The 26159-nt window shown below is 33.9% G+C and carries 22 protein-coding genes; 9 read left to right on the top strand and 13 right to left on the bottom strand.

What is annotated here, in order from left to right; translation table 11 throughout:
• Window positions 1-53: 53 nt before the first annotated feature.
• Together BM371_RS08775 and ribA are read left to right on the top strand one after the other, a co-directional pair.
• Window positions 54-434 (top strand): hypothetical protein, encoded by a 381-nt coding sequence (locus BM371_RS08775; protein ID WP_228423577.1) that lies wholly within the window; start codon window positions 54-56, stop codon window positions 432-434.
• A gap of 13 nt (window positions 435-447) precedes the next feature.
• Window positions 448-1044 (top strand): GTP cyclohydrolase II, encoded by a 597-nt coding sequence (gene ribA, locus BM371_RS08770; protein ID WP_051882923.1) that lies wholly within the window; start codon window positions 448-450, stop codon window positions 1042-1044.
• Window positions 1045-1109: 65 nt separating this feature from the next.
• Here ribA and BM371_RS08765 read toward each other — a convergent pair whose 3' ends face one another.
• Window positions 1110-1637, bottom strand: coding sequence for a hypothetical protein (locus tag BM371_RS08765; RefSeq protein WP_034678119.1), 528 nt, complete (start codon window positions 1635-1637; stop codon window positions 1110-1112).
• A 118-nt stretch (window positions 1638-1755) separates the two neighbouring features.
• Between BM371_RS08765 and BM371_RS08760 the strand changes: the two genes are divergently transcribed.
• From BM371_RS08760 to BM371_RS08740, 5 genes are all read left to right on the top strand, one after another.
• Window positions 1756-3459, top strand: a complete 1704-nt coding sequence (locus tag BM371_RS08760; protein WP_034678118.1) for a glycoside hydrolase family 3 protein — start codon at window positions 1756-1758, stop codon at window positions 3457-3459.
• A gap of 25 nt (window positions 3460-3484) precedes the next feature.
• Window positions 3485-4633 (top strand): N-acetyl-alpha-D-glucosaminyl L-malate synthase BshA, encoded by a 1149-nt coding sequence (gene bshA, locus BM371_RS08755; RefSeq protein ID WP_034678117.1) that lies wholly within the window; start codon window positions 3485-3487, stop codon window positions 4631-4633.
• Between the two features lie 270 nt (window positions 4634-4903).
• Window positions 4904-6169, top strand: coding sequence for a DUF2851 family protein (locus tag BM371_RS08750; RefSeq protein ID WP_034678116.1), 1266 nt, complete (start codon window positions 4904-4906; stop codon window positions 6167-6169).
• Between the two features lie 3 nt (window positions 6170-6172).
• A complete protein-coding gene (locus tag BM371_RS08745; protein ID WP_034678114.1) occupies window positions 6173-6394 on the top strand; it encodes a PspC family transcriptional regulator in 222 nt (73 codons plus the stop codon).
• Between the two features lie 2 nt (window positions 6395-6396).
• The gene (locus tag BM371_RS08740) at window positions 6397-6909 is read left to right on the top strand and encodes a GNAT family N-acetyltransferase (RefSeq protein ID WP_034678112.1); all 513 of its coding nucleotides are present in this window, start codon (window positions 6397-6399) and stop codon (window positions 6907-6909) included.
• 13 nt (window positions 6910-6922) lie between these two features.
• On the opposite strand, the gene BM371_RS08735 is transcribed toward BM371_RS08740, so the two are convergent.
• Together BM371_RS08735 and BM371_RS08730 are read right to left on the bottom strand one after the other, a co-directional pair.
• On the bottom strand, window positions 6923-7627 hold the full coding sequence (locus tag BM371_RS08735; protein ID WP_228376786.1) for a carboxypeptidase regulatory-like domain-containing protein: 705 nt from the start codon (window positions 7625-7627) through the stop codon (window positions 6923-6925).
• A gap of 86 nt (window positions 7628-7713) precedes the next feature.
• Window positions 7714-8460 (bottom strand): hypothetical protein, encoded by a 747-nt coding sequence (locus tag BM371_RS08730; RefSeq protein WP_034678108.1) that lies wholly within the window; start codon window positions 8458-8460, stop codon window positions 7714-7716.
• Between the two features lie 181 nt (window positions 8461-8641).
• Between BM371_RS08730 and BM371_RS08725 the strand changes: the two genes are divergently transcribed.
• Window positions 8642-11782, top strand: a complete 3141-nt coding sequence (locus BM371_RS08725) for a UvrD-helicase domain-containing protein (RefSeq protein WP_034678107.1) — start codon at window positions 8642-8644, stop codon at window positions 11780-11782.
• An 81-nt stretch (window positions 11783-11863) separates the two neighbouring features.
• Here BM371_RS08725 and BM371_RS08720 read toward each other — a convergent pair whose 3' ends face one another.
• From BM371_RS08720 to folE, 8 genes are all read right to left on the bottom strand, one after another.
• A complete protein-coding gene (locus BM371_RS08720; protein WP_034678106.1) occupies window positions 11864-12373 on the bottom strand; it encodes a ferritin in 510 nt (169 codons plus the stop codon).
• Window positions 12374-12516: 143 nt separating this feature from the next.
• On the bottom strand, window positions 12517-12972 hold the full coding sequence (locus tag BM371_RS08715) for a hypothetical protein (protein ID WP_034678105.1): 456 nt from the start codon (window positions 12970-12972) through the stop codon (window positions 12517-12519).
• 180 nt (window positions 12973-13152) lie between these two features.
• A complete protein-coding gene (locus BM371_RS08710; protein ID WP_034678310.1) occupies window positions 13153-14037 on the bottom strand; it encodes a hypothetical protein in 885 nt (294 codons plus the stop codon).
• Between the two features lie 140 nt (window positions 14038-14177).
• The gene (locus BM371_RS08705) at window positions 14178-16829 is read right to left on the bottom strand and encodes a 4-alpha-glucanotransferase (protein ID WP_034678103.1); all 2652 of its coding nucleotides are present in this window, start codon (window positions 16827-16829) and stop codon (window positions 14178-14180) included.
• A gap of 126 nt (window positions 16830-16955) precedes the next feature.
• Window positions 16956-18119, bottom strand: coding sequence for a T9SS type A sorting domain-containing protein (locus tag BM371_RS08700; RefSeq protein ID WP_034678100.1), 1164 nt, complete (start codon window positions 18117-18119; stop codon window positions 16956-16958).
• Window positions 18120-18316: 197 nt separating this feature from the next.
• Window positions 18317-19783: a cysteine--tRNA ligase gene (cysS, locus tag BM371_RS08695; RefSeq protein WP_034678099.1), complete on the bottom strand. Its 1467-nt coding sequence runs from the start codon at window positions 19781-19783 to the stop codon at window positions 18317-18319.
• 112 nt (window positions 19784-19895) lie between these two features.
• Window positions 19896-20327, bottom strand: coding sequence for a DinB family protein (locus tag BM371_RS08690; protein ID WP_034678097.1), 432 nt, complete (start codon window positions 20325-20327; stop codon window positions 19896-19898).
• Between the two features lie 16 nt (window positions 20328-20343).
• Window positions 20344-21012, bottom strand: a complete 669-nt coding sequence (gene folE, locus BM371_RS08685; protein ID WP_034678095.1) for a GTP cyclohydrolase I FolE — start codon at window positions 21010-21012, stop codon at window positions 20344-20346.
• A 102-nt stretch (window positions 21013-21114) separates the two neighbouring features.
• Between folE and BM371_RS08680 the strand changes: the two genes are divergently transcribed.
• Window positions 21115-22266 carry a hypothetical protein gene (locus BM371_RS08680; protein ID WP_034678093.1) on the top strand — a complete coding sequence of 384 codons (1152 nt, stop codon included), beginning with the start codon at window positions 21115-21117 and terminating at the stop codon, window positions 22264-22266.
• 105 nt (window positions 22267-22371) lie between these two features.
• Here the strand turns inward: BM371_RS08680 and metF are convergent, their stop codons facing one another.
• Window positions 22372-23331, bottom strand: a complete 960-nt coding sequence (gene metF, locus BM371_RS08675) for a methylenetetrahydrofolate reductase [NAD(P)H] (protein ID WP_034678309.1) — start codon at window positions 23329-23331, stop codon at window positions 22372-22374.
• A 158-nt stretch (window positions 23332-23489) separates the two neighbouring features.
• Entirely contained in the window at window positions 23490-26156 is a 2667-nt protein-coding gene (gene metH / locus BM371_RS08670) for a methionine synthase (protein WP_051882922.1), read from the bottom strand.
• Between the last annotated feature and the right edge of the window lie 3 nt (window positions 26157-26159).

The following is a 26159-nucleotide window of genomic DNA, read 5'->3' as shown; positions in this document are numbered from 1 at the left end:
TTCTTGGAATACTGTTAATAATCACTTCTTCATGTGCCACTGAAAAACTGAATATGTCACCTGTATCTGGTAGTTTTTCGAGTGACGCAAAAACTGAATCTGACAATAAAAGTATAAGCATAAACATTACAGAAAACGTTAATGCATCAGAAATCACGAATCTGATTTCTTCTTTTCCTAAATTTTCAAATCCGGCATTGAACGAAGAGACCAGTAATCTTAAATACACGCTCCAAAACTATCTTTATGCGATAGAATCCGGGAACAAAGCAGGAAAAAATAAAACAATCCGCAACTTAGAAAAATCTTATAAGAAAATTCAGAAGCTTAGAAAAAATCTTAAAAAAGACGAAGATGAGGTTCTAAACAGATATTTGGTAAGATTAAAAACAAACGTCACTGTAATAGAAGATTCCATAAACGGAAAAAAATAAACAATACAATTCAATGATAAAAATTCAGGCGGAAGCCAATGTTCCTACAGAACACGGTAATTTCCGAATGATAGCCTTCTCAGAAGATCAAAATGACTGGATGCCACACATGGCAATCGTTGCAGAAAATACTGATTTTTCTCAACCTGTCAATGTACGTTTTCACTCTGAGTGTATTACCGGAGAGGTTTTCCATTCTAAAAAATGTGAATGCGGACAACAGCTGGATGCAGCTATGAAATATATGCACGAGAATGGTGGTGTCATCATCTATCTTCGTCAGGAAGGAAGAAATATCGGGATCATCAATAAACTTAAAGCATATTCTCTACAGGAAAAGGGATTAGATACGGTACAGGCAAATTTAGAATTAGGCTTACCTGCAGACGACAGAAATTTTGGTATTGCCATTGAGATACTGAACCAGTTAAAAATTGAAAGCATCAATCTTTTAACCAACAATCCTGAAAAAGTAAAGTTTGTACAGGAAAGCAATATCAATTTAAACTCAAGAGTGCCTTTACAAATTCCGGCAAATGAGATCAGCAGAGGTTATCTTCAAACTAAAAAAGATTTTTTCGGTCATTTCTTAGATGACAATGAAAATTAATAAAATCAAAAGCTCCGAAACTAAGTTCCGGAGCTTTTTTGTTATAAAAATTTGAAAAGATATTCTTATTTTATTTTTACAACTTTTGAATCATCAATGTTGTAGTACTTAATAACAGCATTATAATCGCTATAATCTACTTTTGGCGCAGTTCCTTTATTTAAAAATCCTGCAGGAACCAGAACAATTCTAAAGGTTTGATTATTATAATATGCAGGAGTTGTAGTTACGTCATAAGTTCCGCTAAGATAAATCTGTACATCATTTTTTGTGAAATCAAAATCATAGTCTATTTCATTCCCGTTACTTAGATATATTGTTTTAGGAATCTGCTCCCAAATATCATTAGTTCCTGAAACAGCTTTTAGTCTATAAACTAAAACCATATCAGAATCCAGCATACCATAAGAAGTTAAAGATTGATTAATAAAATGTTGTTGAGTCGAACTATTATATTGAAAACTTCTTGTAATTTCTAAAACTCCGGAATATGTATCATTATCGACATACTGCACCTCATCATCATTGTTATCGCAGCTGTAAGTAAATAAACTCACAAAAGCAAGCATTAAAATTGGGAAAAACTTTCTCATTATATAAATTTTAAGATTATTATTATTGAATATGCCGAATCAAAACATATACCAAAAATTATAAAAACATTGTCACTCATCATTTTTTAATCGTATTTTTGTTCATATTCAATACATCATGAAGAAATTAGTTTTTAATTTTCTCTTAATTATAGCTTTTTCTGCTTCCGATCTTTCGGCGCAATATCAGCCTAAAGATATTTCCAGGGCAGATATTAAGAAAGCAAATCAATGGGTTGACCAGACTTACAACAGTCTTTCTCAGGACGAAAAATTGGGACAACTTTTTATTGTTGCACTGTACACCAATAAAGACGACAACCATATCAGCCAGGTGAGAAATATTGTCACAAATGATAAAATTGGCGGATTGATTTTAATGCAGGATGACGCAGCAAGAGAAATTAATCTCGTGAATGAATTTCAGCAGAAGTCTAAAGTTCCTTTAATGATCGGGATGGATGCAGAATGGGGATTGTACCAAAGAATCAATACCGCTCACAAATTTCCCTGGGCAATGACTTTAGGAGCTATCCAGGATAAGGATCTGATTTATCAAATGGCTGCAAAAATTGCGGAAGACTGCAAAAGAATGGGGATTAACTGGGATTTTGCGCCGGTTGTTGACGTAAACACAAATCCGAATAACCCAATTATCGGAAACAGAAGTTTCGGTTCTGAGGTTTCTAATGTAACACAATCTGCTCTATCTTACGCTAATGGTTTGCAGGACAACAATATTCTTGCTGCCATTAAACATTTTCCGGGGCATGGTGACACCAGTACAGATTCACACCTTGATCTTCCGGTGGTTTCTCACAGTTTAGAAAGATTAAATAAAATTGAGATTGCTCCTTTCAAAGCTTTAATGAATAAAGGAATTGGCGGTGTGATGGTTGCACACTTATACGTTCCAAGCCTTGAATCAGGAAAAGGAATTCCGGCTTCAGTATCAAAGAAGATTATCACAGATTTACTAAAAGATAAATTAGGATATAAAGGTTTAATTATAACCGACGCTCTAAACATGGGCGCTGTTGCCAACAAATACAAACCAGGTGAATTAGATGCTTTAGCTTTTAAAGCAGGAAATGACATTATGCTTTTTTCGCAAGGTGTTGCAGAAGGTAAAAAATTGATTCAAAAGGCGATTGATAAAGGTGAAATCTCTCAGTCAAGAGTTGAGGAAAGTGTAAAGAAGATTTTGTTAACTAAGTATTTTTTAGGTTTAAATCAATACAAACCAAAAAATCCTGACAATGTAATCTACGATATTAATAATGAGTCGCATACAAAACTGGTTCAAAATCTTTATGCTAATGCATTAACATTATTGAAAGACGAAAAAAAATTGCTTCCTTTAAATTCAAACACGACTTACTATTATGTTCCGCTGGAAGAAGCTCCTTATCAGACTTTTGCAAATCAGTTAAATATAAATTCAAAAATTATCATTAAAAAAGCTTCTGAAATCAATTCAATTCCTGCAAATTCTACGGTGATTGTTGGTTTCCATAAAGATAATTCTACAGCTTACAAACCTTACAAAATTTCATCAGAATCAAAAAAGATTTTAGCTGATCTGAGTAAAAATCAAAATGTGATTCTTAATGTCTTCGGAAGCGCTTATGCTTTAAAAGACATTGATATTTCTAAAGTTTCGACCGTTTTGGTTTCTTATGAGAGTAATGATGACTCGATGACAGCAACTGCAGATGCAATCAACGGAAAAACTAAAATTTCGGGGAGACTTCCCGTTTTAGTCAACGAAAAATTAAAACCAGGTATGGGAATCGATTTAAAAGTTTCCCACACAAAATAAATTGACATCAAATAAAAAATAAAAGATGAAAATAGGCATACTTTGCTACCCAACATACGGCGGAAGCGGAATCGTGGCAACAGAACTCGGAATGTCTTTGGCAAACAAAGGCTATGAAGTACACTTCATCAGTTCGGCACTTCCGGCTAGATTAGATATTACCAATCCAAATATTTTCTTCCACAAGGTTAATGTTCAGACCTACCCTCTTTTCCAATATCAGCCTTACGATATTGCATTAAGCTCGATGATTTACCGTGTTGTAAACCTTTATAAATTAGATTTACTTCATGCTCATTATGCCATTCCGTACGCTTATGCTGCTTTTACAGCCAAACAAATGCTGAAGGAAGACAATAATGATATTCCTTTGGTAACGACACTTCACGGAACAGACATCACTTTAGTTGGGCAACATCCGAGTTACAAACATGCGGTTGAGTTTTCGATTAATAAATCTGATGCGATTACATCTGTTTCTGAAAGTCTTAAAAAAGATACGCTGCAGTTTTTCAATATTAAAAAAGAGATTCAGGTGATTACCAATTTCATCGATAACTCTGAATTTGATGATTGTAATGAATGCCAGAGAACACAGTTTGCGAATCCTGACGAAAAAATATTGATTCACGTTTCCAATTTACGTCCTGTAAAGCGTGTAGAAGAAGTTCTTCAGATTTTTAAAAACGTTGAGAAAAAGGTTAAATCTAAACTGATTATCATCGGTGAAGGTCCCGATATGGAAAAAGTCAACCAGTTTTTGGAAGAAAATCCTGATTTAATTTCAAAGATCCGACTTTTAGGAAAGGTAAATGATCTGTACAGAATTCTTCAGCTTTCAGACGTCTTTTTACTTCCTTCCGAGCAGGAAAGTTTCGGTTTGGCAGCCTTGGAAGCAATGGCGGCAAATACTCCGGTAATCAGCTCAAATGCAGGCGGAATTCCAGAAGTGAACATTCAAGGAGAAACCGGTTTTTTAGCAGAAATCGGAAATGTAGAAGCGATGAGTAATTATTGTATTAAATTATTAAGCAATGATGAGCTTCTCAATCAGATGAAAGTCAATGCTAAAGAACAGGCCATCAGATTTGATCTGAAAAATATTCTTCCTATTTATGAAGATATGTATAAAACAACGATTGAGAATTTTAAAGGCGCGCTAACAAAAGCTTAAAACTTATTTAAATAAACAAAGAAATCAGGGCATTGGCTCTGATTTTTTTTGTTTTACTGAAAATTTAGGTTCGGCTCCTTCGGAGCCGGACCCTTTAGCAAAGAAATAATTGACAGCCGATTGGCGCGCTCCGTAGGAGCGCAACCTTTATAGAAAACCAATTATCACCACAAAACACGAGCTCCGGAGGTGCGACACAGAAACGTTATAAAGTTTAATCTCAACAAAAATAATTTTCACTAAATTAGTTGTCACACAAAATCACAGCTGATGAATGAAAAATTGCTTCAATACCTTTGGAACTTCAAAGTATTTATCCATTACAATTTTACAGATACCGAAGGAAATCCTGTTGAAATTTTAAATTTCGGAAAGTGGAACACCGATTCCGGTCCGGATTTTCTGATGGCAAAGATCAAGATTAAAAATGTTATTCTTGCTGGAAATATCGAGCTTCACGTAAAAGCTTCAGATTGGATTTTTCACAATCACACCAAAGATCCTGCTTATCAAAATATTATTCTACACGTAGTTTATAAGAATGATATTGACATAGAAGAATTTAAAAATCAGAATATTCCGACATTAGAATTGAAAGACCATATCGATAAGAATATTTTTGAGAAATATGAAAATCTGCTGAAAGAAAGTCAGTTTATTCCATGTGAAAAGATTTTCAGTACCAAGAAAATTCCAGTTCAATTTCACGAAGAAAATTTATTGAAAAAACTTGAGGAAAAATCAATAGAGATAGAAACCGATTTACAGCGCTATAAAAACAATTATGAAGCCGTATTATTTCACCATCTCGCCTACTCCTTTGGTCTGAAAGTCAACGCTTCTATTTTCAAGCAAATTGCAGAAAGTATTGACTTTACCTTTATCAACAAAATACGGCAAAACAAAACACAGCTTGAAGCTTTATTTTTCGGAGTTTCCGGATGGCTAGAAACCCCACAAGACCCACAAATACAGTTATGGAAAAGAGAATTTGATTTTATTAAAAACAAATACAATATTTCCGATGTTAAGATTTACCCTAAATTTCTAAGATTAAGACCTCCTAATTTCCCGACAATCAGATTATCACAACTCGCTGATCTGTATTTTCAGCATCAGAATATATTTGCTAAAATCATATCAGCACAGAATACAAATGGTTTAATTGAAATTTTTAAAGAAATAAAAGCATCAGAATATTGGGATAATCATTTTAATTTCGGAAAAACATCTCCTGCTAATCAAACAAAAACATTAACGAAAGATTTCATTGAACTGATTATTTTAAATACCATTTTACCAATAAAATTCACCTATCATAAGCATCAAAACGAAAACATCAATGATGAAATCCTTACTTTTTACAATGAAATTCAGGCTGAAAAGAATTCGGTTATTGCCCAATGGAAACAATTAGGCTTAAAAGTCAGAAACTCTTTAGAAAGCCAGAGTCTGATTTATCATTCTAAAAACTGTTGCGAAACGAAAAATTGCTTAAATTGCGGTATCGGATTTAAAATTTTAAAAGAATCGTAAATAATGTTTGATAATCTACGTCATAAAATGGAACGCGAATGGTTTGGTGTACTCACAAGAATGGGTGCTAAACTGGGAATTCCGGTTTCTAAACTGAGAGTTTTCTTCATTTATTCAACTTTTGCGACGGCAGGTTTTTTCTTTTTAATTTATCTCGGTTTGGCCTTTACACTTTGGATCAAAGATATTTTCATTACCAGAAGACCAAGCGTTTTTGACCTTTAACCATGGAATTTCTACAGATTACTTCACCCGATGATTATCGCGTGCAACAGATTTACAAATCCTACTCAACTTCTTTTCCGGAAGATGAAAGACGGGATTGGTATAAGTTTCTACAATTATTTGAGCATCCGAAAGTAAAAGTAATTTCGGTTTTGCATGATTCTGAAAACATCGGTTACCTCATCATTTGGGAATTGAGTAATCATATCTTTGTAGAGCATTTTGAAGTTTTTTCTCAATTCAGAAACCAAAAACTAGGTTCTCATATCACAGATTATTTGTTTAAAAATCATCCGAGAATTGTCTTAGAAATCGAACCTGAACATTTGAACGAAGATTCTAAACGACGTTTTTCGTTTTATCAAAGAAATGGCTTTAATCTCATTGATGAAATGTATGTACAGCCAAGTTACGGCGAAGGTAAAAACAGCCTTCAGCTTTGGCTTCTTGCTAATTATTTCCCGGAAAATTTAAAAGAAGTAAAAGACGAGATTTACGATATTGTTTATCATTAAATAAAACATTCATTTATTCTTTCGATTTCATATTTTCTTTAAGTCTTTCAACATAAACAGGAATCACCTCATCCAGACTAAACATCACTCCTGAAACATTTTTAGCTCGTACATATTTTCTCACATCCGGTTTAACAATAAAACTGAATTCCAAAAACTCTGAAATTTTCTCGGCCGGAACTCCATCTTTTACAAAATCTTCGTCAGCAATTCTCTTTCGGATCCAAGTAATATCTTTCTGTACATCTTCATACTTATACCATCTTTTCTGTCTTCTTGCTTTTCCGCTAATCAAATCATATACACCCTGAACATCAAGATTCCCGAGAGCTGCAGCAAATAAAACTCTTTTTATTTCAGCCGGAACTTCACGAGGTTTCTCTCCTGTTTTAGGCTTAGGCAAACCAATATTTTTTTGAAGCTGGTCTTTTTTATCAATTTTCGTAAGTCTTTTTGAGTCTTTGGACAGATCACCTGTTACAGAAACAATTTCTACTTCTTCAATTTCCTCAGGTATTCTTATCAGGACAACATTCATCGGAACATCTACATTATAAACCTTTCTGGAAACTCTTTCATAACCTTTTTTCACAAATCTGATCTCGTCTTTTTCTGATGCTTCAATCGAGAATTCCCCGGAAGAATTACTGTAAACGTTCTTATCATTAGTCATATTCACAACTAAAACTGAGGTTACTATCATATCATTCTCACTCATTATAGTCCCCGAAATTTTTTGCTGGCAGAAAAAAAGTGTCATAACATGAAAGAAAAATACCGCAAAAATATTTCTCTTCATTAGACTTATTTTTGAGTTTGTGGAGCTTTGTAAGAATCAATTCTCATAAGAACAGCATTCTGAAACCTTCTTAAATCGGCATCACTTACAAAACCATATTTCAGTATTTTTTGCCTTTCGAAACCTCCCGTAAGGATATAGGTAATAAAATGATGAATGAAAGGTTTTTCTATTTTTAAGTCTGCAAAATACTGATCTCCAAGAGCATAAGCCAGGTAATTAGACAAATCAAGGTCATCCCATTTATTTTTCACTTTTCCAATTGAAAAACCTTGTCCTTTTGGTTGTACAAATTCTCCTGGTCTTGCCGCTAAAATTCTCGGATCAGATTTTTGCTTGAGATAATTATTGATCTCCGCTTTTAGTTTTTCAACTTTTTTTGGTGGATTAAACGTTTTAGAATCAATCTTTAAATCTCCGCTGAGTCCTTTTTTTATTTCGACTTCAGCAATTAATTGAGCAGCTCTCGTCAACTGGACATTCATTGGCGATACTAAATTTTCTTTGGAGACTTTACGGTCAATTCTTTCATAGCCGCTTTTAAAAAAACGCAGAATATCACCCTCTCTCCCGGAAACCATAAAATGACCGTCTCTATTGGTAAGAACCTGTTCGTTAGTTCGTATATTAATAACTGTAACGGCTGGAACTTCGGTAAGGTCTTCTGAAGAGATCTTTCCAAAAATATAGCTTTGAGCATTAATTTGGATATAAAAAATGAATGATAAAATAAAGAGTAGTTTAAACTTCACAGATTATTGTTTTATGTAACAAAACTAAAGTTATTTTTTAATTCTGTTATAAGTTTAACCAGACTTAACGCGATTTAATATTTTTTTTGAATTTAAAGTTGAAAACTGTTAAAATATAGGCTCCGATTTGTTAAATTTTAAATTAAATTTTATCTAAATTGCATAAAATCTTTCGCTAAAAATGTCAAACTCTTATACAGTAATCAATGCATCGGCCGGTTCCGGTAAAACTTACGCTCTTGTACAGAGGCTTTTGATGATTTGTCTGAGATATCCCAATCAACAATCGTCAATAAGAAATATTTTGGCATTGACGTTTACAAACAAAGCCGCCAATGAAATGAAGGAGAGAATTCTTTCTTGGCTAAATAAATTTACAGCAGAGAATTACGTCGAAAACAACGATTTAAAAAACATCCAAAAAGCATTTGAAACAGAAGGCTTAAAAATAACCATTGATGAACTTCATTATCGTTCAAAAAAACTTTTAGATTATATCCTTCATAATTATTCGACCTTAAATATCGGAACGATTGACCGTTTTAATTCCCGATTGGTGCGAAGCTTTTCTTATGAGTTAGGTTTGGCTAAAAATTTTAATCTTGAAATTGATGCAGAGCCATTTTTAATTGAAGCAGTTGACAAAATGCTTGACCAGATTGGGGAAAATGAAAATATTTCCAATTCATTCATGGATTATGTAGATTACAGTCTGGAAAACAATGAGAGAATTAATCTTAATAAAAATCTATACGATTCAGCGAAAGAATTTGTAAAGGATATTCATTATGAACATCTGAAAGACAACAAAGAATTTGACGATGCGAATTATGAAAACATCAAAAACACATTAAGAAAAGAAATTACTTCCAATAAAAAACAATCATTGGAGCTTGCTTTAAGTTCGATTGATTTATTCAAATCCAGAAACATTGAAATTGAAGATTTTGCACAGGGAAAAAACGGATTGGGTGGATTCTTCCCAAAAGTGGTAGAATTTTATCAGAAAAAAAGACCTGGTTTCCCATTTCCAAGTTCGACAGAAGAATCTGTTGTTGAAAAATACAGAAAAGGAGCTGCTGCAAAATCAAAACATAAAGAATCCGAAATTTCAGAAATATTAGAACAGCTCTTGGAAAACAGAATGAAGCTGATTCTTTTATTCATCGAAACGCAAAAAAAAGAGAAAATTCTTTCCGCCTTGCTGCCTTTGAAAGTGAATAAAGACATTCAGGATGAGCTGAGAAAAATTGAAGAAGAAAATGATTTGGTTCTGCTTTCAAAATTTAATATTTTAATTAATGAAAATCTTAAAAATGAGCCTTCAGCTTTTATTTACGAAAAAGTAGGATCGCAGTTTCAGCATTATTTCTTTGACGAATTTCAGGATACTTCAGAATTACAATGGCAGAATTTTGTTCCATTGAGAGATCACAGTATTTCGACAGAAAACACTTCTTTTACCTTAGTGGGAGACCCGAAACAAAGTATTTACCGATTTCGAGGCGGTGAAAGCAAACTGATGCTGGATATCATTAATAAAAAAGAATTTGCACCGAGAGAAGCGGAATTATTAGTGTTAAAAGACAATTGGCGAAGTGCAAAAAATATTGTTCAGTTTAATAATGAACTGTATCATTTTCATTCTTTAAATCTTGAAGAAGAGCATCAGCATATTTTCGGAACCGATGGCGAACAAACCACAAAATCGGGTATTGAAGGACGTGTAAAGGTTAATCTTATTGAAAATCTAACCAATGAAGATTTTTATAACGATGTTTCTGAGAAAATGCAGAAAGATATTCAGGAATGTCTTGATAACGGATTCAGATTTTCAGATATTACGATTCTTTGTCGTGGAAATTTTGACATTTTCTCTTATTCGCAAAAATTAGGGAATCTGAAAGTCAATTATCATGGTGAAGAAACCAATATTAAAACGATTTCGGATAAAGGTTTAACCTTAGAATTATCGGATACCTTAAAGGCAATTGTGGAGTTTCTGAAATGGGAAACCAATCCGAAAAACAAACCTCATCTGATCATGATGATGTTTTACCTGAACCGACTCAAAAGAATCAGTATGCCGGATTTTACTTTAGGAATGAAAGAAATTCTGGCTTTGGAACAGCATGAAGAAATCATTCAGTTTATTGAAGAAAAATATCATGTAAAGCTTAAGCAAGACCATTTTCCGAAATTTAATCTTTATAATTTTATTGAATATTATATCAACGAATTTTCGATTGAAAATAAGGAGACCGACTTTCTGCTCAACTTCTTGGAAATGCTTTTCAATTTCACTCAGAATGCTGGAGCAAGCACAAAAGAATTCCTGAAATATTGGGACGAAGAAGCTTCCACGTACACCATTCAGGCTTCAGAAAATATTGACGCCATTCAGATTATGACGATTCACAAAGCAAAAGGACTTGAGTTTCCTGTTGTTTTCATTCCGATGATGAATAAAAACCGAGATTCTGAATTTACCAACTGGTTTGAAAATGATGAAAATTCGCCTTTAAAATCAGTCAACATCAATCAGTTTAATAAAAATCTTGAAGTCTACGACCAAGGTATCCAAAAATTTAACCTTGAAAACTCTTATAAGAATCTTGTCGACCGATTATGTCTGCAATATGTTGCAACAACGCGGCCTGTAGAACAGTTGTTTTTCTATCTTCAGAAACAGAATAAAACTTCAAATAATTTAGAAATTCTGGAATTTGTTCAGTCTAAAAACCTGCAGGATTTGGATGAATTCGACTTATACAAAACTCATCCTGAAATGCTGAAAAAACAGATCAGTCATAAAAATTCTGAGTTTAAAACCAAAAGTATTGAAAACCTAAGAAACGAACATGAAAATACAAGTTCGATAAAAATTGCAACACCATCAAAAAATTATCAGGTGAGAAACGAAAAAGTAAGAATCGGACTTTTCGTACACGAATTACTTTCAAAAATCAACACCGAAAAGGATATTGATAAAGTTTTGGAAACCTATGTTTTGGAAGGTCAGATTACGCTTGATGAAAAAGTAAATATTAAAGAAGACTTAAAAAAAATCATCGGCCAATACGCTGAATTCTTTGATGAAAAATGGAAAGTAATCAATGAAAAAGACATCATGATTTCGGAAAGAGGCATCAGCAGAATTTATCGTCCCGACAGAATTTTAAAAGGCGATGAAGGCTACATTATTGTCGATTTTAAAACCGGAATGGAGACCGAAAAGAACGACAAACAAATTGAAACCTATAAATCGGTTTTAGAAAATCTGGGAATGAAAGTGATTAAAACGCAGTTGATTTATTTGTAATTTGCTGTTTATATAAAGCTAAAAAATTTTCGGCGGCACCAAAGGTGCCGCCGAAAATTTTTTAATGATATTAAAAATAATTTACGCTGTTGGATCTCCCACAAAAACTCTTTTCGCCAATTCCTGGTCAAAAAGATATAATGCAGAAGGGTTATCAGAAACCATTTTAATTTTTGTTACATACTGAGAAGCACTCGCTTCCTCTTCTACCTGCTCGTTGATAAACCACTGCAAGAAAGAAGTTGTTGCAAAATCGCCTTCATCGTTAGCATTTTTCACAATGTTGAAAATACTTCTTGTCACTTTCTTTTCGTGCTCCAGAGCTTTTTCGAAAATATCGGTTGCGCTTTCAAAAGTGTGAGGCGGTTTTGGAATTTCTCCCAATACAATTTCGCCTCCGACATCGTTTAAGTAATCAAACATTTTATCGGCATGCATCAATTCTTCTTTGCTCTGCACTCTGAAGTAATTGGCAATTCCGTCAAGATCTTTTGCTGAAAACCAAGCAGACATCGAAAGATAATATTGAGCCGCATATTGCTCGTGTGCGATTTGTTCGTTTATTAACTGTGCAATTTTTTCACTTACCATAATAAAAATTTATACTCAAATTTACGGATTATCGGTCGAAAGGAAAAACAAACGCTTAAATTTAGATTTAGATTGAATACAAAAAGGGCAGAAAACTCTGCCCTTCCAACATTAAAAATCAAAATCATAAACCTCTCATCAGCTTATATAGAAGTTCCTGACTGTGTTTTCTTCATCATTCTTCTCTCTCCTTTCAGCCCTTTTTCTTTCATTATCGTTTTTCTTTCCTCCATCTTAGCTTTTCTTGAAGCCTGCCATTTATCATATTGGTCTGGAGACAAGATGTTCTTCATTTCATTATCCATCTGCTGTCTTTTTGCTTTCATCTGCTCCATTTTCGCCTGTCTTTCACCTCTGTTTTTTTCAAATTCAGCTTTCATATCTGCTTTACGCTTCTCCTGAAGATCTTTAATTTTTGCAACCTGAGATTCATTAAGGTTTAATTCTTTCTGCATTTCAGCCATTCTTTCTTGCTGCTTTTGTTCCATTTTTTTATGCATTTCCTCTCTATTGATTTTTTTATCCTGAGGATTTACCTGTTGTGCCATTGCAAAACTTCCTGTTACGATAAATGCTGCGGCTAGTACTAATTTTTTCATGTGTTTAAAATTATTAATTGGTTTCTTATATCTTTTTGATGCTGAATTTCACGAGAAGTTAAAAATGAATTTCATAATTTTTGTTAAATTTTATTATTAAATATTTAAACATTTTTAAAATAAAAAAGAGAGTAGATAATTAAACCTACTCTCACACCACTCAAATATAATATATGAAAACTAATTGCTAACTAAATTTCCTCTAAAGCCAGAACCTCTTCCTTCACCTCCCCTGTTTTGCTGTCTCGGCGAATTATTCTGAATTCTCGGACTTGAATTTTCATTTCTCGGCTGAGACCTGAATCCTCCGTTTCCGTTGTTTCTTGGTGAACTGTTTTCTACTCTCGGAGAAACTGTTCTCGGAGTTTCTGATCTGAATCCTCCATTATTTCCTGATCTCACTCCATTCTCATTTCTGAATCCTCCCGAATTGTTACTTCCGTTTCTGAATCCTGAGTTTCTTACAACATTCAAAGTAGGATTATCATTTCTTCTAAAGCTGTTTCTGTCTACTCTATAGATATTGATGTTTACATTTCTATATCTAGGAGTGACTCTGAATCTCGGAACATAATGCGTTCTTCTGTAATTCTGGAAATACACGATCGGGCTTGAGCCGTGATAATAATTATTCTGGAAAACCACAAAAACTCTTGGTCCTAAAATTCTTTCCATTGCATAGAATCTGTCATAATACCATCTGTCCGGATTGTATCTATAGAAGTTATTCCAAGCTGAAAAACTTGCGTAAAGATTATTCAGATATAAAATCTGGTCAATCTGCCATCGGTTTAATCTGTTCTGAACAAAAAACCCGTTCCAGTTGATATTGATAATACTCTGTCTGTAATCATTGTAATAACTCTGATAATAATCTGACGGATAATAATCTTGTGGATAATTGTAATAATAATCATCAGGGAAATAATTTCTATCATCCTCATCACTATAATATCCGTCGTTATTTCCGTAATATCCATCATTATCCCAACCCTTATTTGGATATTGCTGTGCAAACGTCAACGTTGCTAATCCAAGTGCAAATCCTATAAATATTTTTTTCATTTCGATAATCATTAATTGGTTAATGTAAGAATTCTCATTCCTGTCTTTTTGATGTAGATATAAAAAAGAAGTTAAATCCGGAGATAAAACTTCTTTCTAAAATATTTTTAAACAATTGATTTTCAATTAAATAATTTCAATTATTTTCTACCACTGTCTTTGATCCAATTTGAAATTTTATCATTAAAAGCTGAATTTTCAATTAAATTTTCGACGTTTAAATGCATTCTGTATCGCCAATAATGCGGAAACACTGCAGGATCGTTAATTCTTTCACTGTTCATATTGGGATTTGCAAGATTTTCATCAGTTGCCAGAAATTCCTGAATCGGAAAAATTGCCAGCATTGCATCATTGTAAAGATGCTGTTTCATGATGATTTCAGCCAAATATGGTTTCAAATCATCCGGCGCTTTTCCATATTGATTTAATTGTTGATTAAAATACGTTTGCCTTAAAACTTCATTTTCTTTCCACCATTGTCTAAGCGTGGAACTATCGTGAGAAGAAGCCGTAACAACATTCAGATAAGTTGCTTCTTTAGGATTGTAAAAAGAAAGATTTCCGGGAGGCATTCGTTGAACTTTTAGGGCAATAATTGCTAATTCATCCATCACTTCGGGAACACAATCAGGAACCAGACCCAAATCTTCACCACAAATCAACATATCTGTAGAACTCAAAATAGCAGGAAGTTTTTCCATTGCTTTTTCTTTCCAAAGATGATCTTGTCTTTTGTAAAAATAATCTTGATAAAGCTCGTAAATTGATTCTCTTTCCCAATCCGAAAGATATTGATACGATTCTGTCTTTAAAATATTGAATCTGGGATGATAAACCGTTTCACCATCCTTTTCTTCTGTTACAAACAAAACATTTGCACATAATGAAATGAGTTTTTCCGCAATTTCATCTTTGGGAAGTTTGCTGAAATGATCAGTAAGTTTTCTTTGTGTATCAAACTCTTCTTTAAACTGATAAGTTCCGTCTGGATTTTTAATCAAAAATTCTAATGCTCTGAAATTTTCTTCTCCAAAATATTTCCACAAAATCTGATCATTGGTGAAGGGTTTACAATATCGGTCAAAATCAAAAGGAATATGTCTTGCTTTAAATTCATCCAAAACCACAGGAATTGCCGGATAAAAATAACCTAAAATACCTTGAGTCGCAGAAATTGGCATTCTCCAGATTCGGAAAAAACCCAAAATATGGTCAATTCTCATCGCATCAAAATACTGTTCCAATGCTTTGAATCTATTTTTCCACCATTGATAATTATCATTCTTCATGGCTTCCCAATTGTAAGTTGGAAATTCCCAATTCTGCCCGATCTCTGTAAACTGATCAGGCGGAGCTCCAGCCTGAAAATCCATTCCGAACAATTCAGGTTCTGTCCAAGCTTCAACAGAATATCTATAAATTCCTATTGGCAAATCTCCTTTTAACGAAATTCCCAAACTGTGAACATATTCCACAGCATCTTTCAACTGTTTATGAAGTTGAAACTGCACCCAAGCATGAAGCATAGATGCATCATAATCTTTATTTTTAGCAGAGAAAAAGGGAGCAACTTTTCCTGCGATATATTTTTTGTGGGTTTTCCAAGTGTTGAAATTTGGGGTTTTATATTTATCTCTCAACACACAGAAAGCCGAATAAGGCAAAAGCCATTCTTCATTATCTTTTATAAATTTTTTAAAACTCCTGTCTTTATAAATGCTTTCTTTCTCAGTATTAAAAATGATTTTAAGATATTTCCATTTTGCGGAAATCATCTTTTCATAATCAACTAATTCAAGAGCATTCAGTTCATTTCTTTCAGCTTGATATTCATCAACTAAATCCTTCGGTAATTTAAAATCAAGATTTTCAATAGAAATATATTGCGGATGTAAAGCGTAGACAGAAACTGCGGCGTAAGGGTAAGAATCTGTCCATGAATAATTTGCCGTTGTATCATTAATTGGTAAAATCTGAATAATTCCTAAGGAAGTTTCATTTGCCCAATCTCCTAGTTTTTTAATATCTGAAAATTCACCGACACCAAAGCCATTTTCAGTTCTCAACGAAAATACCGGAACAGCAACTCCCGCATCATGATACATCTGATAAGACTTAAATTTAAAATAATGATCTACAACAATCTGCAAAACATCTTTCTGTGTATTCGGAACTGTTGATCGATTTGCACCACTTTCTATATCTACTATTTTTTGCTGTGCTTTATCAAAAATTGCATATTTATACTGAATCAACTGAACTTCCGGAATCTCAACCGAAGCCTCCCAAATTCCAAAATCTGTCTGGGAAAGATGAATGAAGTTTTCGTAGCTCCAGTTGCCTAATGAAGAGGTATTTCCCACAAGAACTATTTCCCAATCATGATTGTAAATGGGTGCTTCAATTCTGAATAAATGGGTGTGTTTTTTTAAACTCGGAAGTTTTTGCGGCTTTAGCTGAGTGAATTTATTTCGAAGAATTTTATTGTTCAGATAATTTTCGGGAAAATTTTTATTATTCCATTCATCAAAAATTAAAAATTCTTTATAGTTGTGTGGAAAATTTAAACCATGTTTTACGAATTCTTCCCGCAAAACATTTTTTCTGTCATCTGTAAGCTGATATTTATAATCTATTGATTTTGAAAAATAATCGACTTCACATTTCCACAAACCATTTTCGGTATGAAACATTGAGTGACTTCGAGGAGCTGAATCTTTTTCATCGATGATTAATTCTAATTTTTCGCCGGGTTTTGTATGATATTCTATATTAAAATATAATTTCATCTATGCATATTTTTCTTAAAAATACGTTTAAAAATTGAAAAACAAGTTGTTGTAATATCAAATATTCATTAAAAAACCTTTCCTCAAAGCTGAGAAAAGGTCTTAAAATATTATAAAAAAAGTCAGTTATTTTGTTACGAGGATTTTCTTTGAAAGTAATGTTTTCCCGGATTCTTCAGTAATATTCACCAAATACGCCCCGGTCACCAAATTTCTTAACTGAATCTGCTGATTAAGATTACCATCTTTTACTGAGAGATTGGAAGACATGACGGATTTTCCTGAAATATCAAAAATATTCACTTTAATATTTCCTTTCACCGATTTATCATTCACATTTACCGTTATTGTCTGATCCTCAACTTTTGTAGGATAAATATCTATATTCGCAAAAGTATTGTTTGCTGCAACTCTGTCATTTGCAAAATACTTACTCGCCAAATCATAAATGTGAAGACTTTGTTCTCCCGGAAGCTGTTTTGCTTCTAAACTATTGAGATTCAATTCATATAAAGCAGCACCTTTTGCGCTTGCCACAACAATATTCCCTTTTGAATTTACAGCTGCCCCGTTTACGGAATAGTTTTCAGGAAGACCTGTAATTTTCCCTACGAATTTAGCCTTTAGTTCTTTAGTTGAAACTTTAAACACATTTCCTGAAGCCGAAAAAACGTAGAAATTATTATCTGCATCAGCAATAATATCACCACCAAAACCCGTCTCCATTGCCGTAAACGAATTCTTACCATTGGAAGCATCATCTTTAATGATTCCAAGATCACTGACAGTGTATTGATCGTGTTTTTTGCTGATCTGAAGAAATTGCGTTCCTGCATTGTTGATCGCATAAATATTTCCGTCATATCCGGTTGCCATTCTCGTGATATGCGAATTGATGTCACAAGAACTAACTCTCGCAACTGTATTTTCGACCAAAGTAATTTCTTTTGTTTTCTGATTTAAAACATAAATATTGGATGAAAACATTGGCATATACACCAAATTGTTTCCTGAAGCATCAAATGCTAATGTCGCTAAAGTTGTTGCCTGAGAATTACTATAAGAATTCTTAACCTCTGTAATTGCCGATTTTCTCGCCTGTGAAATCACTTTTGCTTCTGAAGAAACACCAAAAATACTTTCTCCGGATGTTCCGTCTGAATTCATTGCACGAAAATCACTGAATTCAATTCCGGGAGAGTTTTTTCCTGTTAGTGCAAAAAAATCCTGCTGTGCGCTGATTGTGTTTCCAAGTAATAATAAGACAATAGGGAATAAATGTTTTTTCATAATAGGTAAGTTTTAATTTTTAATCATTTTAGTATGACTAAGTTACATAATTTTCGGATTGGATTATAATTTTTTTTAGGTTGAGATTAATATTTAAGTTAAAGATTGAAAATGGATTTCTCCTTCGTCGAAATGACAATTTATGCATAAAAAAACTCCCACAAAATGTGAGAGTCTAAAGTAAATATTTTTACGTTCTAATTCAAAACGTAAGAAGTTCCGTCTCTTCCGTCTTTTAATTCAATTCCTTCTGCTAAAAGCTTATCTCTGATCTGATCTGAAAGTTCAAAGTTTTTCGATTTTCTAGCCTGATTTCTCAGTTCAATTAAAACCTGCAAAGTTTGATCTAATTTTTGATTGTTATTCTCTTCCATATTCTGTAAACCTAAAACATCAAAAACAAAAGCATTTAAGGTAGATTTTAAATCTTCCAGATCTTGAGCTGAAATCGTTTCTTTATTTTCTTTTAATTTAAATATGAAACTGACAGCTTCAAAAAGATGCGAAATCAGAATCGGAGAATTGAAATCGTCCGTCAATGCGTCATAGCATTTCTGTTTCCAACCTTTCAAATCGAATGATGACAAATCCGAAAGCCGAAATTCATAATTCGAAACAATTTTCAAGGCTTCCATCAATCTGCTGAAACCTTTTTCACTTGCCAACATTGCTTCATTTGAAATATCTAAAACACTTCTGTAATGCGCCTGTAAAAAACAAAAACGAACGATCGCAGGATGAAATGATTTTTCGAAAAAATCATTTTCACCTGAAACCAACTGCATCGGCAAAATATAATTTCCTGTTGACTTACTCATACGCTGGGAATTCATTGTCAACATATTGGCATGCATCCAGTAATTTACCGGAGCGGTATCATTGCAAGCTTTCCCTTGTGCAATTTCACATTCGTGGTGTGGGAATTTCAAATCCATTCCACCTCCGTGAATATCAAAAGTTTCTCCAAGATATTTTGTACTCATCGCAGTACATTCTAGATGCCATCCCGGAAAACCTTCTCCCCAAGGCGAATTCCATCTCATAATATGTGCCGGAGAAGCTTTTTTCCACAATGCAAAATCCTGTGGATTTTTCTTTTCGCCTTGTCCGTCTAAATCACGGGTATTTGCGAAAAGTTCTTCTATATTTCTTTTTGATAATTCACCATAATTAAGACCTCTTGCGTTATATTCCAAAACATCGAAATATACAGAACCATTGCTTTCGTAAGCGAATCCTTTTTCGATTAATTTTTGAGTCAATTCAATTTGTTCAACGATATGCCCTGTTGCAGTCGGTTCGATATTCGGAGGCAATAAATTAAACATATCCAGAACTTTATGAAAATCGACGGTATATTTTTGTACGATTTCCATTGGTTCAAGTTTTTCCAAACGGGTTTGTTTTACGAAACGATCGTTATTCACATCTCCATCGTCTGTAAGATGGCCTGCATCGGTGATATTTCTTACATAACGAACTTTATAACCCAAATGCATCAAACTTCTATAGATAAAATCGAAAGAAAGGAAAGTTCGCACATTTCCCAAATGCACATTGCTGTAAACCGTTGGTCCACAAACGTACATTCCTACGTTTCCTTCTAAAATGGGTTTGAATATTTCTTTTTCTCCCGCAAGCGAGTTGTATATTTTTAATTGCATAATTTAATTCAAAGTTTAAGATTTAAGATTCAAAATTTTTATAAAGGTTTTTAACAACAAATAATTGTGGCTACAAAAATCTTATCTGAAACTTTTTTAAATTTTATCATTACTAAATAGCTTTTAAATGATGTTGTAAATGACCAATATAATCATTAATAATAAATTTTAAAGTGAAAATCTGAGATTCCGTTTTTGTCATATCACAAGTTCTTTGGAGAGCTTCGTCAGGAATATTTTCAACAGTATTTACTATCTGAAAATTCAAAAATTTCCATAAACTAATAATATCTGAAGTCGGAGTATTCTGATAATTCTGAGCTTTCACCCAAAAATTCTGATCATAAACAATATTCTCGTTTTCTTTATATTGAGTGATTACAAATCTTCTGATATTTGATAAAGCACTATCACAAAGATGACCTAAAATTTCTTTTTTCGACCATTTTTCAGGCAAAATTTTTGCTGACCATTCTTCTTCCGAAATATTTTCAAACCTTTGAAGTTCTTCGTTCACAATATTCTTGAGAATCTGATAATCCATACTTATATTCTCTTAATTAATAATCCAATTTCGCATGGCTTCCCACATAATGAAGGAATTCCTGTCTCGTAATCGGATTGGTTCTGAAAATACCACTCAATTCAGCCGTAATTGTTGAACTTGCAGTGTCTTTTATTCCTCTGCAATTTACGCAAAGGTGCTTTGCATCGATGATACAGGCAACATCTTTTGTTCCTAGAGCTTCTTTTAGCGCATTAACAATTTGCATCGTCAGTCTTTCCTGAACCTGTGGTCGCTTCGCATAATAATCGACGATTCTATTGATTTTTGATAATCCGATCACTTCACCGTTTGAAATGTATGCAACATGCGCTCTTCCAATGATCGGCAAAAAATGGTGTTCGCAGAATGAATATACTGTGATATCCTTTTCTACCAACATCTGGCGGTATTTATATTTATTTGAAAAGGTAGAAATTCCCGGTTTATTTTCAGGAAGAAGTCCGCCAAAGATCTCATTAACATACATTTTTGCGACTCTTTTTGGAGAATCTTTAAGAGAATCATCGGTCATATCAAGACCAAGCGTTTCCATAATTTCTGCAAAAAGTCCGGTAATTTTTTCTATTTTTTCTTCTGGTGATTTTTCAAAAGCATCATCTCGTATAGGCGTATGTTCTTTTCCTGTGAAAATATCATCGTCGTTATCGGTAAAATCAACCATTTTTTATTTATTTTGCAACAAAAATACGGATAAAATCTTTTCATGTATTTCAATTTATAATTAAAAATATTACCTTTCGGTTTTATACTGAGTAAAGAAGCTATGATTACTGTTGAAGAAGTTTTAGATACCCATCAAAAAAAGGAATTCCTCGATTTTCCGGCAAGACTTTATCAGTACGACAAAAACTACATCAGGCCTTTAGACAAAGACATCGAAAATATTTTCAACCCTGAAAAAAACAAATTTTATAAAGATGGCAAATGTGCAAGGTTTCTATTTAAAAATGATTCTAAAACAGTTGGAAAAGTAGCTGTTTTCATCAATAATTTATACGAACAAAGCCAACCAACCGGCGGAATAGGATTTTTTGATTGTATTAATGACCAAGAAACTGCCAATTTCATTTTTGATTATTGTAAAAACTGGCTTCAGGAAAAAGGAATAGAAGCGATGGATGGCCCGATCAACTTTGGAGAACGGGATAAATTTTGGGGTCTTGTAATTGAAGGTTTTATCGAACCATTATATGGAATGAATTACAATTTTCCGTATTACAAAGATCTTTTTGAAAACTACGGTTTTAAAGTTTATTTTGAACAGCTTTGTTTTTCGCGACCGATTTTTGCAGAGGTTTCCAGAGTTTTCACTGTGATGCATGCGAAACACAGCAAGAATCCTGAAATCTCCGCAAAACCAATGACTAAGGATAAACTGGAGAAATTTGCTAAAGATTTTACTGAAATTTATAATAAAGCCTGGGCTTCTCACGGAGAAGGAAAATGTATGGAAGAAGCTAAGGTTCTGAAAATGTTTAAAATGATGAAGCCTATCATTAATGAGCATATTTCATGGTTTGTATACGAAAATGAAAAACCTGTTGCCATGTGGATGAATCTTCCTGATACCAATCAATGGTTTAAATATTTAAACGGAAAATTTGGAATCTGGGAAAAGCTAAAATTTATTTGGATTAAAAGGTTTAAGAAAAACGAAAAAATGATCGGACTCGTTTTCGGAGTTGTTCCTGAATGGCAAAAAAAGGGTCTGGAAGGATATATGATCTGGGAGGGCACTCAACATTTAAGAAAACACACCGATTTTAAAGTCACAGAAATGCAGTGGATCGGTGATTTTAATCCGAAGATGATTAAAATTGCTGAAAATCTTGATACAACGGTGACGAGGAAATTGGCGACTTATCGTTATTTTTTTGACAGGAATAAGGAGTTTGAGAGGCACCCGATGTTATGATTTAAAGTTTCGGAGGCGGCAAAGCCGCCTCCGAAACTTTAAAATATCTAATAAAAAAGCCTTGTCTTTCGACAAAGCTTCAAATCAAATATAATTTTTACTTAATTAGAACAACTCTCCCGCTACCTTCTTAATATTATCACTTTTACCCATCGAGTAAAAATGTAAAACAGGGACTCCGAAATCCAGCAATTCTCTGCATTGATTGATGGCCCATTCGATTCCGATTTGTTTTACAGCTTCATTATTTTTTGCTTTCTCGACTTCATTAATTAAATCTTCCGGTAAATCAATTTTGAAAATTTGAGGTAAAATTTTTAAATGTTTTTTTGTCGCAATCGGCTTAATTCCAGGAATAATTGGAACGGTAATTCCCATTTCTCTAGCCTTAGTTACAAACTCAATGAATTTTTTATTATCAAAAAACATCTGCGTTACGATATAATCTGCACCTGCATCTACTTTTTGCTTCAACCATTTTAGATCATAATTCATTGAAGGAGCTTCCATGTGTTTTTCGGGATAACCAGCAACTCCAATACAGAATTTATTATGTTCTTCACATTCTTCATCCTGATTATGAAGATATTTCCCGCGTCCTAAATCATTAATTTGATGTACCAGATCCATTGCACTCGCATGACCTCCCTGAGTAGGTTCGAAATACTGATGCCCCTTCATCGCATCACCTCTCAAAGCCATGATATTATCAATTCCAAGATACATACAATCCACCAAAAGATATTCTGTTTCTTCTTTTGTAAACCCTCCGCAAAGCAAATGCGGAACAGTATCTACATTATATTTATGTTGAATTGCCGCACAAATCCCCAATGTCCCGGGACGCATTCTCGTAATGCGACGTTCCATCAAGCCATTTCCTTTATCAATGTAAATATATTCTTCCCTGGAAGTCGTCACATCAATGAATGGCGGTTTAAATTCCATCAAAGGGTCTATGTTCTTATATAAATCTTCAATCCCAATTCCTTTTTGTGGCGGAACAACTTCGAGGGAAAACAAAGTTTTTCCGTTTGCATTTTTTATGTGATCTGTAATCTTCATTTTATATTTTTGTTGCTTGTTGAGCGTTGTTAGTTGGTTTTGATGAAAAAAAATCAACCAATAAACTTTCAATCACGAGCTCTATTTGATAATTTGTTTTTAATATTTATTTTGAAGTTTGAGATTCGGCGGCGGCAAAGCCGCCGCCGAATCTCAAACTAAATTCCGTCAGCTAAATTAGGATTCAGCCATTTTCTGGCTTCCTGTAATGAAATTCCTTTTCTTTTTGAATAGTCTTTCAATTGGTCTTCTGCGATTTTTCCTAGCCCGAAATATTTTGCGTGCGGACTTCCAAAATAATATCCGGAAACAGCAGCGGTTGGGAACATGGCTAAACTTTCAGTTAAGTAAACTCCGATATTTTCTTCTACTTTTAAAAGATCCCAAATCGCATGTTTTTCTAAATGATCGGGACATGCCGGATATCCCGGAGCAGGACGGATTCCTTTGTATTTTTCGGCAATTAATTCTTCGTTGCTTAAATTTTCCTGATTGGCGTACCCCCAATATTCAGTTCTTACTTTTTTATGTAAAAATTCGGCGTAAGCTTCTGCAAAACGGTCGGCCAAAGCTTTTACCATGATGGCATTGTAATCGTCATTTGCTTTTTCATATTCCTCAGCCAATTCATCTGTTCCGAAACCTGTTGTTACACAGAAAGCTCCCATATAATCGGTTTTTCCTGAACTTTGAGGGGCAATAAAATCACTTAAAGCCAGATAATCTTTTCCTTTCGAACGTTGAGCCTGTTGTCTCAATGTCAGGAATTTCACTTTCTGTTTATCATTTTCATCGAAGATTAAAATATCATCCGTTTCATTAGAATTCGCTTTAAAAATTCCGAAAATAGCTTTTGCGGTTAGCAATTTTTCGTCTAAAATTCGATTTAATATAACTTGAGCATCTTTGAATAATTCTTTCGCCTGAGCTCCGACGACTTCATCTTCTAAAATGTTTGGGTATTTTCCGTGAAGATCCCAGCTTCTGAAAAACGGTGACCAGTCGATGAATGGTAACAATTCTCTCAAATCCTGATTTTCAAAAACTTGAATTCCTAATTGATTTGGTGTGAAAATTTCTTCATTTTCCCAATCGATTTTAAACTTATCTTTTCGGGCATCTTCAATCGAAACATAATCTTTATCAACCTGTCTGTTCAGAAACTTTTCTCTGAAATCTGAATAGTCACTTTTTAAATCTTCAACATATTCTTTATTTCTGTCACCCAACAATGAACTTACCACATTTACTGCTCTGGAGGCATCATTCACGTGAACAACTGCATTTTTATATTTCAAATCGATTTTCACGGCGGTATGCGCTTTTGAAGTTGTTGCACCACCGATTAACAAAGGAAAATCCAAATTTTGTCTTTCCAATTCTGAAGCGATGTAGACCATTTCGTCCAAACTAGGTGTAATCAATCCGCTCAAACCGATAACATCAACCTGATGATCAATCGCTGCCTGAATAATTTTTTCGGCAGGAACCATCACTCCCAAATCGACAATTTCGTAATTGTTACAACCCAAAACTACGCTCACAATATTTTTTCCAATATCATGAACGTCTCCTTTTACGGTTGCCATTAAAATTTTTCCGTTGGCTTTCTGCGTCTGATCTTTTTCAGCTTCGATAAATGGTTGTAGATAAGCCACCGCTTTTTTCATCACACGAGCTGACTTTACCACTTGTGGAAGGAACATTTTTCCGCTTCCAAACAAGTCACCGACAACGCCCATTCCGGTCATCAGATTAACTTCGATCACATGAAGAGGTTTCTCAGACTGTAGTCTTGCTTCTTCAACATCTTCTTCAATAAAACGATCGACCCCCTTTACTAATGAATGCGTAATTCTCTCCTGTAAAGGATGATTACGCCACTCCAGCTCTTCAACTTTCTCTTTTTTAACCGATTTATTTCGTTCCGAATAATCTAAAAGACGCTCTGTGGCATCTTCTCTTTTATCGAGAATTACATCTTCTACAAGCTCTAAAAGTTCTTTATTAATTTCATCATAAACTTCAAGCAATGCGGGATTCACAATTCCCATATTCATCCCCGCCTGAATAGCGTGATATAAGAAAACCGAGTGCATCGCTTCTCTCACCGTATCATTTCCTCGGAACGAGAAAGAAACATTAGAAACTCCCCCACTCACAGAAGCATAAGGAAGATTCTGGCGAACCCATCTCGTTGCCTCAATGAAATCGATTGCGTTTCTGCGGTGTTCATCCATCCCCGTTGCAACCGGGAAAATATTTAAATCGAAAATAATATCTTCGGCAGGAAAACGAACAACTTCCGTCAGTATTTTATAACTTCTTTCACAAATTTCGAGACGTCTTTCGTAGGTATCAGCTTGTCCGACCTCATCAAATGCCATGACGATTACTGCCGCACCATATCTCTTAACTGCTTTTGCCTGTTTGACAAACTCTTCTTCACCACCTTTTAAGCTGATGGAATTTACCACACATTTACCCTGTGCAACCTGTAATCCTGCCTCTAAAATCTCCCATTTTGACGAGTCGATCATCAAAGGAATTCTTGAAATATCAGGTTCAGAAGCAATTAAATTTAAAAATTTAATCATGGACGCTTTTCCATCGATCAATCCGTCGTCAAAATTGACATCAAGAATCTGAGCACCGCCATCTACCTGATCTCTTGCGATATCTAAAGCTTCAGAAAATTTCTCTTCTTTAATTAATCTTAAAAACTTTTTGGATCCGGCAACATTGGTTCTTTCACCAACATTGATAAAATTTGTTTCCGGAGTAATAATCAAAGGCTCAAGCCCCGATAATCTTAAATATTTCATCAA

The sequence above is a fragment of the Chryseobacterium formosense genome (assembly GCF_900116415.1).
Classification (GTDB): domain Bacteria; phylum Bacteroidota; class Bacteroidia; order Flavobacteriales; family Weeksellaceae; genus Chryseobacterium; species Chryseobacterium formosense.
This window is presented reverse-complemented; position numbering and strand designations above follow the sequence as displayed.